This is a genomic window from Halomonas sp. ND22Bw (assembly GCF_003011945.1).
Classification (GTDB): domain Bacteria; phylum Pseudomonadota; class Gammaproteobacteria; order Pseudomonadales; family Halomonadaceae; genus Halomonas; species Halomonas halophila.
This window is the reverse complement of sequence record NZ_PXWD01000001.1, coordinates 505,891-518,371: the sequence shown is the minus strand read 5'-3', so window position 1 is coordinate 518,371 and position 12,481 is coordinate 505,891. Positions and strand designations below refer to the sequence as shown.

Here is a 12,481-nt window from a genome sequence, read left to right as displayed (position 1 = left end):
CACGGCGGGCGCCGGCTATGGTGGCGGCGCCGCGACCCCGATGCGGACAGGACACGGACAGGAGAACTGCGATGAGCGATCAACCGCAAGACCCCCATGAGGACCATCGCCTCAAGGATGCCTACGAACGCGTGTTGGAGCGGCTGCAGGAGGGCGCCGGAGAGCTGAACCGCGAGTCGTTGCAGAAGGAGCTCGACGAGGCGATCGAGTTCGAGGCCGAGGTGGAGGAATTCACCCGGGATGAGCTCTCGCTGCTGCGCGCCTGGGTCGATCGCGACCTCAAGGAAATGCGCCACTACCTGAGCGCCGGCGGGCACAGCGTCGCCCACTGGTTGGGCGTCGATCTCTCGGTGCTGTCGCGCCGGGTGGTGGAGTCGCTGCTGTCGATCGCCGATCGCAGCCGGGTCGAACGCGAACGCCTGGAAGACGACCTCGAGGCCTCGCGGGCCGACTATACCGCCGGCGAAATGGCCGTGCCGGGGCGCATGGCCTGCACCCACTGCGACGCCGTGGTCGAACTTAACGAGGTGGCCCGCCTCGAGCCCTGCCACCAGTGCGGTCATCGCTACTTCATGCGCGCGCCGCTGGACTGATCCTTCCGCCCCCTGCGGTGATTCCCGCGCCCAGGGGGCATTTCCCTTCGCCCGTGTTTTAAGGTGATGTCAGAAAGTTGGCGAGCGAAGGTTAGACAAGGCAAAAATCAACGAGGAGACGGAGTTTACTTTGTGTAAATGAGTATTCCGAGGCGATTTTTAACGCCGTATAACCGAGCGCAGGCACTTTCTGGCGCGCCTTACGCCAGCCAGGCGATCATTCCCACCACCAGCGTCGCCATGATCAGCGCGTAGCGCAGATTCTCCCGCATCATCAATCCGCCGCTGACGCCATAGCGCCCCTGCAGCGACAGGTTGATCCCCGACAGCGGCCCGACGCTGGTGCCCACCGCCCAGGCCGCCAGGGCGACGAAGGCGAACAGCGTCTGCTCCGATGCCGCCAGGTCCAGCACCGAGGCCAGCACCGAGACGCCGATGATCGGGTGCAGCCCGGCCACGGCACTGACCACGATAGCGAGAAAGCTCACGATGGCCTCGCCCATGCCGAAATGCGCGAACAGCGTCCAGCCGCCCTCGGTAGCGGCGTCCGCGAGCGTCGACAGTCCCTGGGTCAGCAGCCCCGCGCACAGGAACAGCGAGATCTCGCCGCGCATGGCCGGCAGCCGGGTCAGGGTGTGCTGGCGCAGGCGACCGGCGGTCCAGTGCAGGCCACGGTGCAGGTTGGCCGCCAGCGCCGCACCGGGCATCAGGAAGGTGATGATGGCGACGATGGAGAGCCCCGGCGTCAGCCCGAAGTGAAAGCCCATCACCAGCGCGGCCATCACCACCGGCAGCAGCAGGCTCCTCGGCGCCATCGAGAAGCCTGCGGTGTCGGTCAGGTCGAAGCGTCGCGGCAGCTCGATCAGCGTCACCAGTCCCGCACACAGCGCCAGCGGCAGGCCATGGGCCAGCACGGTGGCGTAGTCCATGCCCGGCGCCAGGGTGATCACGATGCCCATGGAGGCGAAGAAGGGCGACCACAGCGCGGCGCTGGACAGCCCGCGGTTGAGCGCCAGCAGCTGGGGCGTGGTCAGCGGCGCGCGACGCGCCAGGCGATCGCCGACCATGAACACCGTCGAGAGGTTGAGGATGGTGCCGAGCAGGTGCACCCCGAGCCAGGTGCCGGCGAGGCCGCGACGCCCGGTGACCGGCGGCCCCGAAGGGCGCGACCGGCCGCGGCGATTGCCGATCAGGCCGATGAAGCTGACCCCCACCAGCATCGCCACCACCTGAGTGTTGGCGTCCAGCAAGTGCGGCCAGTCCACCCGGGCGCCGTAGACGAACGCCGCGATCAGCAGCAGGCCGACGCCGATGCCCGCCAGCAGTCCTGCCTGGCGGCGGTTGCGGCGAGGCAGGTCGGACCACAGCAGCGCGGTGCCCAGCCACAGCGCCGGCCCGGTGAGTGCCTCGGCAGCGGGCAGCCAGGCCAGCCCCGCGATTCGCGACAGCAGCCCGACCAGTATCGCCAGGCCGGCCAGGGCATGGCGGAGGCCGACGCCGGATGAGGTCGCTGCTTCGGTCTGGGCGGGCATGACGGGGTTCCTGGCAGGCGAGAAGACAGGCTTCGTTGCGAAAGCTCGACGGAAAAATAGCATCCTAAGCAAGGCGCTCGATGCTCACAAGCCGGGTTCCTGGTCGGATGTCAGAAGCTCGGCATGGTGTGGAAGAATCTTTGGCAAAAAGTGCATAGAGAAAAATTATTTTCTCGTTTCTTGATCTTGATGGCGTCCTTTTTCCCGCGCGCGTTGTCATGTCTGTTGCGAAAGATGCAACAGTTGCCCGCTAACGAAGGGTTGTACAGGCTGGCGCCACAAAAATGACAACTGGTGTCCTCTAGACGCCGGGGAGTTCCGCTTTCTGCCACTCCCGCTACTCATCGAAACGACTCATCAAGATTCTGGGAACACAATGATCCGACACTCTCTCAAGGCGGCTGGCTTCGCCGTAGGTACCCTTGCACTGGCGGCGCCGGCGATGGCGCAGACCGATCCGTCCACCGAGGCCATGCAGCGCCAGATCGACGCCCTGCGCGCCGAGCTGGCGCGCATGCAGGAGACGATCGAGGCACAGCAGACCGAGCGTGCGTCGCGTGACGCCTCCGCTGATGCTGCGTCCTCTTCCGCGTCCACCCGCGAGCTGGCCGAAGAAAACAGCGCCATCCTTGAGACGCTCCAGAGTACCCAGATCAACGGCCAGCTCGAGTTCGGCTCGGTCTTCAACGACTGGGACGAGCGCGACAAGGAAACGGCCGGGGACATGGACTTCGGCAAGTTCAATCTGGGCTTCACCGGCGGTACCGGCAAGTTCAACTACTCCTTTCAGTATCGCTTCTACGACGGCTACAACTTCCTCCAGCACGGCTGGCTGGGCTACGACCTGACCGATGACGACAGCCTCAAGCTGGGCCTGGTCCAGGCGCCGTTCGGCAACATGGATTACGGCTATCTCGGCTGGTACGGCACACTGCCCTATATTTCCGGCTTCAACGACAACCAGAACGCCGGCCTCAAGTGGGATCACTCCCAGGGCGCCTGGGATACGTCTCTGGCGTTCTTCAAGAGCGACCAGCTTGGCGATGGCAACGAGCATTACGGGGCCAACGCCGTCGGCAGCAGCGCCCAGGGCAACTCGGAAGAGAATCAGCTCGCCGGCCGTGTCGCCTATACCTTCGGCCAAGGCACCGATGCCACCACCGAGATCAACCTCTCGGCCAAGGGCGGACAGCTCTACAACACCCGGACCGGCGACAGCGGCGACAACTGGCAGGCGGCCCTGGGGCTGAGCGGTCAGTACGGCAACTGGTCGACCCGTCTTCAGGCAACGACCTACGAGTACAACGCCGAGAATCCGGCCGAGAGCGTGTCGGGCATCTCGGATGATGTGATCCAGATCGGCGCCTTCGGCTTCAACTACCTGATCCCGGCCGAGGCCGAGATGTATTCCGCCAGCCTGGCCTACAGCATGGATGTCGACTGGGGGCCGGTGGACAACCTCTATTTCTACAACGACTTCAGCATGATCGACCCGTCGGGCGACTATTCGGCCATCAACGGCGGCTTTGGCGATCAGGCCGATCCCATGCTCAACGACCTGGGCATGAAGGTGACCGCCGGTCCCTATTACGCCTGGTTCGATATCGTCACCAACAAGAATGGCCTGAACTACTTCGGCTCGCCGGTGGATGATGACTGGCACACCAGTTTCCAGACGCACTTCGGCCTGACTTTCTAAGGCAGCGCAGCGTCCGCCGCGTCTGCCGGAACGAACGCCCCGCTCTCCATGAGCGGGGCGTTTTTCATGCTAATCCGCTGGCTCTCGTCAGGCCTGCCAGGCCATGGCCTCGGGGCCGCGGGCGGCCTCGAGGCGATCGAGCATCGCCCGGGCGGCGTTGGAGAGGGTGCGGCTGCGGTGCACCAGATAGCCCAGCGGGCGCCGGATCGACGGGTGATCCACCTCGAGCACGTGCAGCTCTCCGGCCGCGAGGCCTTCCGGCAGCAGGCTCCAGCCCAGGCCGATGGCTGTCATCATTTTCAGCGTCTCGAGGTAGTTGGTGGACAGCGTCACCGGCAGGCGCAGGCCGGCGGCGGCGAAGCGCGCCTCGATCAGCCCGCGGGTGAAGGTCAGCGGTCCCGGCAGCACGGCATCGAAGTCGCACAGTTCGCTCAGGGCCAGCGGGCCGCGTGAGGCCAAGGGGTGATCGTGGGCGCAGACGAAGCACAGCCGGTCGATCCACACCGGCACCACCTGAAGCTGCGCGTCGGGATGCGGGGCCAGGGTGGCCACGGCGATTTCCAGCGTGCCGTCGAGCACGCCCTGGTAGGCCTGCTCGGAGTCCTCGAAGCGCAGGTCGAGCCGCACCTCGGGATGCTGGCGGGTATAGTCCTTGAGCAGCGGCGGCAGCCGGTGCAGGCCGATATGATGGCTGGTGGACAGCGTCAGGCTGCCCGCCACCTGGCCGTCCAGGTTGCCCAGCGCGCGCCGGCTGTCGTCCACCATCACCAGGATCTGCCGGGCGCGGGGCAGCAGCAGGCGGCCGGCCTCGGTCAGCGTCACCCGGCGGCCGATGCGGTCGAACAGCCGCGCCCCGACCTGATCCTCGAGCACCGCGATGCGCTTGCTGACCGCCGGCTGGGTGAGATGCAGCTGTTCGCCGGCGCGGGAGAAGCTGCCGCCGTCGGCCACGGCGAGGAAGGCCTGCAGGCTCTGGGTATCCATTCGGGCTCCAGCGTTGTGGGCGAAGGAGGAACTCTGTATTCCTTTATGGAATCCTTTGAATAAATAACATGAATTGCTTTTATGTGCGCGTCGCGGGACACTCCCGTCAAAGCGCAACGCACAGAAATAGCGCCATGCGCCCCGACCGAGACAGACCATGGATCGTCGGCGGCGCCACAGACCGACCGGACACGCACAGGGCCCAGCGCCCGGGAGAACGAGATGGCAGGCCAGACCCTCTACGACAAGCTGTGGTCGCAGCACCTGGTGAAGGAGCGCGACGACGGCACCGCCCTGATCTACATCGATCGCCAGCTGCTCCACGAAGTGACCTCGCCTCAGGCCTTCGAGGGCCTGCGCCTGGCGAACCGTCGCCCGTGGCGGATCGACGCCAACCTGGCGACGCCGGACCACAACGTCCCGACCACTCTCAAGGAACGTGCCGAGGGCAACGCCGGTATCGAGGATCCGGTGTCGCTGATCCAGGTCCAGACCCTCGATGACAACTGCAACGAGTTCGGCATCGAGGAGTTTCGCATCAATGACCCGCGCCAGGGCATCGTGCACGTGGTCGGCCCGGAGCAGGGCGCGACCCTGCCCGGCATGACCGTGGTCTGCGGCGATTCCCACACCGCCACCCACGGCGCCTTCGCGGCGCTGGCCCACGGCATCGGCACCTCCGAGGTCGAGCACGTGCTGGCCACCCAGTGCCTGCTGGCCCAGAAGATGAAGAACATGCAGGTGCGCGTCGAAGGCGAGCTCGGCGTCGGCGTCACCGCCAAGGACGTGGTGCTGGCCATCATCGGCGAGATCGGCACTGCCGGCGGCACCGGCTACGCCATCGAGTTCGCCGGCAGCGCCATCCGCGAGCTGTCCATGGAAGGCCGCATGACGGTCTGCAACATGGCCATCGAGGCGGGCGCCCGGGTCGGCCTGATCGCCGTGGACGACACCACCATCGACTACCTCAAAGACCGCCACTACGCGCCCAGCGCCGAGCAGTGGGAGGCCGCGGTGGCCGACTGGCGCGGCCTGGTGTCCGACGAGGACGCCGACTTCGACAAGGTGGTGACCCTGAACGCCGCCGACATCGAGCCGCAGGTCAGCTGGGGCACCAGCCCCGAGATGGTCACCGGCATCGGCGGCGAGGTGCCGGATCCGGCCGAGGCCGCCGACGACACCGCGCGCACCGGCATCAGCCGTGCGCTCGAGTACATGGGGCTGGCGCCGAAGCAGAAGATCACCGATATCCGCCTGGACAAGGTGTTCATCGGCTCCTGCACCAACTCCCGCATCGAGGATCTGCGCGAGGCCGCCAAGGTGGCGCGCGGCAAGAAGGTCGCCGATTCCATCAAGCTGGCCATGGTGGTGCCGGGCTCGGGCCTGGTGAAGCAGCAGGCCGAGGCGGAAGGGCTCGATGCGATCTTCCGCGAGGCGGGCTTCGAATGGCGCGAGCCGGGCTGCTCCATGTGCCTGGCGATGAACGCCGACAAGCTCGGTGCCGGCGAGCACTGTGCCTCGACCTCCAATCGCAACTTCGAGGGTCGCCAGGGCTACGGCGGGCGCACCCATCTGGTCAGCCCGGCCATGGCCGCCGCCGCCGCCATCGCCGGCCACTTCGTCGACGTGCGCGACCTCGGCGCCGCCAACGACGCCACCCAGCAGCAGGAGGCCTGAGCCATGCAGAAATTCGAACGTCTCCAGGGCCTGGTCGCGCCGCTGGATCGCGCCAACGTCGACACCGACCTGATCATTCCCAAGCAGTTCCTGAAGTCGATCCAGCGCACCGGCTTCGGCGTCAACCTGTTCGACGAACTGCGCTATCTGGACGAGGGCCAGCCGGGGCAGGACTGCTCGCAGCGTCCGCTGAATTCGGACTTCGTGCTCAACCAGCCGCGCTACCAGGGCGCCAGCGTGCTGCTGGCGCGCCAGAACTTCGGCTGCGGCAGCTCCCGCGAGCACGCCCCCTGGGCGCTGGCCGACTTCGGCTTCCGGGCGGTGATCGCGCCGAGCTTCGCCGACATCTTCTACAACAACGCCTTCAAGAACGGCATCCTGCTGATCAAGCTCCCCGAGGAGCAGGTCGACCGGCTGTTCCGCGAGACCGAGGCCGAGGAAGGCTATCGCCTCGACGTGGATCTCGAGGCCCAGCGCATCATCACGCCGTCCGGCGAGGTCCTCGAGTTCGAGGTCGACGCCTTCCGCAAGCACTGCCTGCTCGAGGGGCTCGATGACATCGGCATCACCCTGCAGGACGAGGATGCCATCCGCGCCTTCGAACAGCAGCATCGCGCCGCGCGGCCCTGGCTGTTCCGCGACGAGGCGAGCGCCTGACGTTTTATCCTGCATCGGCCGGGCGGCGGGGCTGATCCGGCGGCAGGCCTGCGAGAAGGCGCTGTGAACCCATCCATGGGCGCTACCGACGCCATCCCTGGCGTAGGACCTTCTCTGCGGCCTGCCCCCGGCGCCCCTTGGGCCGCCCGGCCCTGAGCACACAAGGAAGATACGATGACACGCAAGATTCTGGTTCTCCCGGGCGACGGCATCGGCCCGGAAATCACCGCCCAGGCCAGCCGCGTGCTGGCCGCCTGTCAGGCCCGCGGCCTCGACGTCGAGGTCGAGGAAGCGCCGGTCGGCGGCACCGCCTACGATCTCGAGGGCTCGCCGCTGCCCGAGGGTACCCTGGCCAAGGCCCGGGCCGCCGATGCCGTGCTGCTGGGCGCGGTGGGCGGTCCCAAGTGGGACAAGCTCGAGGACATCAGCAAGCGTCCCGAGAAGGGCCTGCTGGGCCTGCGCAAGGAGCTCGGCCTGTTCGGCAACCTGCGCCCGGCGCTGCTCTACCCGCAGCTGGCCGAGGCCTCCAGCCTCAAGCCCGAGCTGGTGTCCGGTCTCGACATCATGATCGTGCGCGAGCTCACCGGCGGCATCTACTTCGGCCAGCCCCGCGGCATCGAGGAGCGCGACGGCCAGCGGGTCGGCTACAACACCTACGTCTACTCCGAGGCCGAGATCGAGCGCATCGGTCGCGTCGCCTTCGAGATGGCCCAGAAGCGGGGCAAGAAGCTGTGCTCCGTCGACAAGGCCAACGTGCTCGAGGTCACCATGCTGTGGCGCGAGGTCATGGAGCGGCTGGCGCCGGAATACCCGGACGTCGAGCTGTCGCACATGTACGTCGACAACGCCGCCATGCAGCTGGTCCGGGCGCCCAAGCAGTTCGACGTGGTGGTCACCGGCAACATGTTCGGCGACATCCTCTCCGACGCCGCCGCCATGCTCACCGGCTCCATCGGCATGCTGCCCTCGGCCTCGCTCAACGAATCCGGCCAGGGCATGTACGAGCCCTGCCACGGCAGCGCTCCGGACATCGCCGGCCAGGGCCTGGCCAATCCGCTGGCCACCATCCTCTCGGTGGCCATGCTGCTGCGCTACTCGCTGGGCGAGCCCGAGCTGGCCGAGCGCATCGAGGCCGCCGTGGGCAAGGTGCTCGACGATGGCCTGCGCACCGCCGACATCGCCGCCGAGGGCGCCCCCCGCGTTTCCACCAGCGAGATGGGCGACGCCGTGCTGGCGGCCTTCGAGTCGCTCTGATCGCCTGACGGCAGCGCGTCGCCGAAGCGGTCGAGGCGATGAAAGTGGCAGGAAGCGTGCGTTTTCCTGCCATTTCGTGTCGCGATCTCGACAACCGGGCGCTCGCTGTTAGGGCACGCTTTTTTCTGTAGACTAACGGGTTCAATTCTTTCTGGAGGACTTCACATGTTGAAAGTCGGTTTCGTCGGATGGCGGGGCATGGTGGGTTCCGTGCTCATGCAGCGGATGGTGGAAGATGGAGACTTCAACGGCATCGAGCCGATCTTCTTCACCACCTCCCAGGTCGGCCAGGCCGGTCCCGACGTCGGCGTTGAGGTGCCTCCGCTGAAGGACGCCTTCGACCTCGAGGCCCTCAAGGCCCTCGACGTGGTCATCACCTGCCAGGGCGGCGACTACACCAAGAAGGTCTACGAGGACCTGCGCAACGGCGGCTGGAAGGGCTACTGGATCGACGCCGCCAGCACCCTGCGCATGGCCGACGAGGCCACCATCGTGCTGGACCCGGTCAACCGCAAGGTGATCGACGAGCAGCTGGCCCGTGGGGCCAGAACCTTCTGCGGCGGCAACTGCACCGTCAGCCTGATGCTGATGGGCCTGGGCGGGCTGTTCGAGGCCGATATGGTCGAGTGGATGACCTCCATGACCTATCAGGCGGCTTCCGGCTCCGGCGCCAAGCACATGCGCGAGCTGCTCAGCCAGATGGGCGGCCTGCGCGACAGCGTGGCCGACGAGCTCGCCGACCCGGCCAGCGCCATCCTCGACATCGACCGCAAGGTCACCGCGGCCATGCGCTCGGGCGAGTTCCCGACCGACAACTTCGGCGCGCCGCTGGCCGGCAGCCTGCTGCCGTGGATCGACTCCAAGCTCGACAACGGCCAGAGCCGCGAGGAGTGGAAGGGCAACGTCGAGACCAACAAGATCCTCGGCCTGCAGGACAACCCGGTGCCGATCGACGGTCTCTGCGTGCGCATCGGCGCCATGCGCTCCCACAGCCAGGCGTTCACCATCAAGCTGCGCCAGGACGTGCCGCTCGACGAGATCGAGGAGCGCATCGCGACCCACAACGACTGGGTCAAGCTGATCCCCAACGACAAGGATGCCACCATCGACGGCCTGACCCCGGCCGCCGCCACCGGCACCCTGACCGTGCCGGTCGGCCGCCTGCGCAAGCTGGCCATGGGCGGCGAATACCTGTCCGCCTTCAGCGTCGGCGACCAGCTGCTGTGGGGCGCGGCCGAGCCGCTCAAGCGGATGCTCAAGATCCTGCGCGAGCAGTAAGGGGCATCCCCGGTTTCCTGATCGCGCTTGCGACGGAATCACGGATGTCCTTCCGCTTCATGTGGGCGGACCTGGCGGGGCGTCTCCTTCGGGGGCGCCCCGCCTGTCGTTGGGCGGCTCGCCCTGTCACGGATCAATGAGTGACGTTGAATTCCGCCTGGGACGGGGCGTGGGTGGCCTGGCGTTGCCAACGAGCCGGATGTGTTAGACCCGTCAGTCAGACATCGTTTTATCGTTCTGCCTCGGCGGCGTGCCAGCGCGTCCGACCGGGCGGTTGCAAGGGGATCCATGAAACACACGCTATCGCTCACCACACTGCTCCCGCTTTTCCTGGTCAGCCCGCTGGCGCTGGCCCTGGGGCTGGGTAATGCCGAGGTCGTCTCGCCTCTCAACGCGCCGCTGCGCGCCACCATTCCGCTGACCGATACCGGCGGTCTCGAGGTCGGCCGGCTCAACGCCTCGGTGGCCGACGGTGATGCCTATCGTGCCGCGGGGCTAACCCGCACGCCGCTGGCGGCCAGCGTCGATCTGGCGGTCCGGCGCCGCCAGGGGCGGCTGGTGCTGGAGCTCACCACCGAGGGGGCCGTGCGCGAGCCCTGGGTCGATCTGCTGCTGCGCTTCGACTGGCCGGGCGGTCGCCAGCTGCAGGAGGTGACGCTGCTGCTCGACCCGCCCGACTATGCCGCCATGCCGGCGCTGGTCGAGGGCAGCGGGGCCGCGACGTCGCCGTCGTCCTCGCCGGAGCGAGCCGTGTCGGCCGGCGGGGGCGTCGATCCGGCTCGGGTGCGCAGCGGCGATACCCTGTGGATGCTGGCCAACCGGTTGCGGCCCGACAGCGGCATCGACATGAACCAGATGATGCTGGCGCTGGTCGAGGCCAATCCCGAGGTCTTCCCCAGCGGCAACATCAATGAGATGCGTGCCGGCTTCCCCCTGACCGTGCCCTCCCGCGAGGCGATCGCCGCGCGTTCGCCGGCGAGGTCGGCCGAGCTGGTGCAGGCCATGAACAGCGCCTGGGCCAGCCGCGGCGGTGGGGCGCCGGCGCCGGTGTCGCTGGGATCCGCCGAGCCGGCCATGGCCGAGGTGGAAACCTCCGGGGGCGAGACGCCCGAGGCGGTCGCCGACGAGAACGCGGTCGCGTCTTCCGGGGCGCCACGCGAGGCCTCGCGGGATCAGGCGCCGCGGCTGACCCTGCTGACCGACGCGGAGGTCGCCGCCGGCCTGGGTGACCACGGCGTCGACGCCGGTGGTGCCGGGGGCGATGCGAGCGGTGAGGCCGGCAGCGCGGAAGAGGACGCGTCCCCGGCGTCATCCGACGCCGCCGAGCGGATCGCTCCCGAGGTGCTGGCGGCCATCACCGCCCGCGGCGGGCTGACCGATGACGATCGCCTGCTGCGTCTGGAGCGGCGCTTCCAGGAGAGCCGTTCGGCCCTGGCCGAGGTCCAGGCCGAGCGCGACGCGCTGGAGGCCGAGGTCGGCGGGCTGCGCGAAGAGCTGGACGCGCTGCGCGACCGGGTCGCGGACCTGGCGGCCGGGGGTACCGGTGTCGATGCGGCGGGAACCGGCGGCGTGGCGCCGCCCGAGAGCGCTGGTGATGGCGGGGCCGGTCAGCCGCGCCCCTGGTGGGGCGCGCTCTATCAGGGGGCGGTCGGGCGGCCGCTGGTGCTGGGCGGCGCGGCGGTCGCGCTGCTGCTGGCGCTTTGGGGCCTGGTGCGCCGGCGGCGCGCGGAAGAGGTCGCGCCGCCGACACAGCGCCCGGCGGCCGCCTTCGGCGAGAACCGGGTCATACGCCCGCCGGGCGAGCCGGCCTCGCCGAATGCCGGCAGCGACGCCATCGGCGTACCCAGGCGCTCGGTGCGCGACGCCATGCCGGAGACGGAGGCGATCAGCGAGGCCGATATCTTCATTGCCTATGGCCGCTACGATCAGGCTCGTGAGCTGCTGGAAGCCGGCGTGGCGCGGGAGCCGGAGCGCCAGGATCTGCGCCTCAAGCTGATGCGGGTGCAGCTGGAGCAGGGCGATCGCGCCGCCGCCGAGGCCCAGGCCGAGCATCTACGGGCCTGCGGCGATGAGTCGGCGCGTGCCGAGGTGCTCCGGCTGATGGGACCGGTCGTCGAGGATGACGAGGCGCCCATCGAGCGTGCGGTCTTCGGTGCGGCCGACGAGCGCCCGCCGCGTCTCTTCGGCGACGGGGGCGAGTCGCAAGCCGCTGCCGAGCCGGAGGCCGGTGCGACGCGTCCGGAGGCGGCACCGGAGGACCTGTCGCGCTATCGCCCGCCGGTCATCGAGCCCGCACCCGGAGAGGCGAGTTCGTCCAGCGATCACGGGCGGCAGGACGGTGAGGCGTCGTTCGAAACGTCATTCGAGCCGGAGCAGGACGGCGAGCCAGATGCCGCACCGGAGGCCCCGGTGTCGGCCTCGGAGCCTGAGATGCCCCAGGTGGCGACCCGGACCAAGGAAGACGGCCGCCAGGTCATCGACTACCGGCCGCCACCGCTGGAGCCGGTCGCACCCCGGGAGGAAACGCCGAGCCAGCCGGAGGTCGAGTTCACGCCGGGCGGCGGGGGCGGCCGTGACGCGGACTCTTGGGAGGTCGAGGAGGTGGCGTTCCCGCCGCTGCCCGGGGATAATGATGGTCCCGACGACGCGGCGCCCGCGATCGCCACCCTGGACGAGGCACGCCACCTGTTCGAGGTCGGCGAGGTTCGCGAGGCGCGCGTCATGCTGGAGCGCTTCCTCGAGGCGTCCAACGACGCCGCCGCCCGGCAAGAGGCGCGCGACCTGCTCGACCGCCATCAGCCATGAAG

9 protein-coding genes are annotated in these 12,481 nt (G+C 68.3%); 7 read left to right on the top strand and 2 right to left on the bottom strand.

Annotation, left to right across the window (positions count from 1 at the left end):
- The first annotated feature begins 71 nt into the window (after positions 1–71).
- Complete coding sequence (locus CVH10_RS02455) at positions 72–593, top strand: zinc ribbon-containing protein (RefSeq protein WP_035596095.1); 522 nt, start codon at positions 72–74, stop codon at positions 591–593.
- Positions 594–793: 200 nt separating this feature from the next.
- Here the strand turns inward: CVH10_RS02455 and CVH10_RS02450 are convergent, their stop codons facing one another.
- A complete protein-coding gene (locus CVH10_RS02450; RefSeq protein ID WP_106487717.1) occupies positions 794–2,125 on the bottom strand; it encodes a hypothetical protein in 1,332 nt (443 codons plus the stop codon).
- Between the two features lie 376 nt (positions 2,126–2,501).
- Here CVH10_RS02450 and CVH10_RS02445 point away from each other — a divergent pair, with 376 nt between their 5' ends.
- On the top strand, positions 2,502–3,824 hold the full coding sequence (locus tag CVH10_RS02445) for a hypothetical protein (protein WP_106487716.1): 1,323 nt from the start codon (positions 2,502–2,504) through the stop codon (positions 3,822–3,824).
- A gap of 87 nt (positions 3,825–3,911) precedes the next feature.
- On the opposite strand, the gene CVH10_RS02440 is transcribed toward CVH10_RS02445, so the two are convergent.
- On the bottom strand, positions 3,912–4,808 hold the full coding sequence (locus CVH10_RS02440) for a LysR family transcriptional regulator (RefSeq protein WP_106487715.1): 897 nt from the start codon (positions 4,806–4,808) through the stop codon (positions 3,912–3,914).
- A 222-nt stretch (positions 4,809–5,030) separates the two neighbouring features.
- Between CVH10_RS02440 and leuC the strand changes: the two genes are divergently transcribed.
- The 5 genes from leuC to CVH10_RS02415 all read left to right on the top strand — a co-directional run bounded on the left by leuC (position 5,031) and on the right by CVH10_RS02415 (position 12,479).
- Entirely contained in the window at positions 5,031–6,485 is a 1,455-nt protein-coding gene (gene leuC / locus CVH10_RS02435) for a 3-isopropylmalate dehydratase large subunit (protein WP_106487714.1), read from the top strand.
- Between the two features lie 3 nt (positions 6,486–6,488).
- Positions 6,489–7,142, top strand: a complete 654-nt coding sequence (gene leuD / locus CVH10_RS02430; protein ID WP_106487713.1) for a 3-isopropylmalate dehydratase small subunit — start codon at positions 6,489–6,491, stop codon at positions 7,140–7,142.
- 174 nt (positions 7,143–7,316) lie between these two features.
- Entirely contained in the window at positions 7,317–8,396 is a 1,080-nt protein-coding gene (gene leuB, locus CVH10_RS02425) for a 3-isopropylmalate dehydrogenase (RefSeq protein WP_106487712.1), read from the top strand.
- A 165-nt stretch (positions 8,397–8,561) separates the two neighbouring features.
- Positions 8,562–9,674: an aspartate-semialdehyde dehydrogenase gene (gene asd / locus CVH10_RS02420; RefSeq protein ID WP_106487711.1), complete on the top strand. Its 1,113-nt coding sequence runs from the start codon at positions 8,562–8,564 to the stop codon at positions 9,672–9,674.
- Between the two features lie 288 nt (positions 9,675–9,962).
- Complete coding sequence (locus CVH10_RS02415) at positions 9,963–12,479, top strand: FimV/HubP family polar landmark protein (protein WP_106487710.1); 2,517 nt, start codon at positions 9,963–9,965, stop codon at positions 12,477–12,479.
- Positions 12,480–12,481: the final 2 nt, after the last annotated feature.

Excerpts from the sequence above, each read along its gene's own strand:
- CVH10_RS02445 (WP_106487716.1), top strand. The coding sequence starts at position 2,502 with ATGATCCGACACTCTCTCAAGGCGGCTGGCTTCGCCGTAGGTACCCTT.
- asd (WP_106487711.1), top strand. The coding sequence starts at position 8,562 with ATGTTGAAAGTCGGTTTCGTCGGATGGCGGGGCATGGTGGGTTCCGTG.
- CVH10_RS02455 (WP_035596095.1), top strand. The coding sequence starts at position 72 with ATGAGCGATCAACCGCAAGACCCCCATGAGGACCATCGCCTCAAGGAT.
- CVH10_RS02450 (WP_106487717.1), bottom strand. The coding sequence starts at position 2,125 with ATGCCCGCCCAGACCGAAGCAGCGACCTCATCCGGCGTCGGCCTCCGC.
- leuB (WP_106487712.1), top strand. The coding sequence starts at position 7,317 with ATGACACGCAAGATTCTGGTTCTCCCGGGCGACGGCATCGGCCCGGAA.
- CVH10_RS02415 (WP_106487710.1), top strand. The coding sequence starts at position 9,963 with ATGAAACACACGCTATCGCTCACCACACTGCTCCCGCTTTTCCTGGTC.
- leuD (WP_106487713.1), top strand. The coding sequence starts at position 6,489 with ATGCAGAAATTCGAACGTCTCCAGGGCCTGGTCGCGCCGCTGGATCGC.
- leuC (WP_106487714.1), top strand. The coding sequence starts at position 5,031 with ATGGCAGGCCAGACCCTCTACGACAAGCTGTGGTCGCAGCACCTGGTG.
- CVH10_RS02440 (WP_106487715.1), bottom strand. The coding sequence starts at position 4,808 with ATGGATACCCAGAGCCTGCAGGCCTTCCTCGCCGTGGCCGACGGCGGC.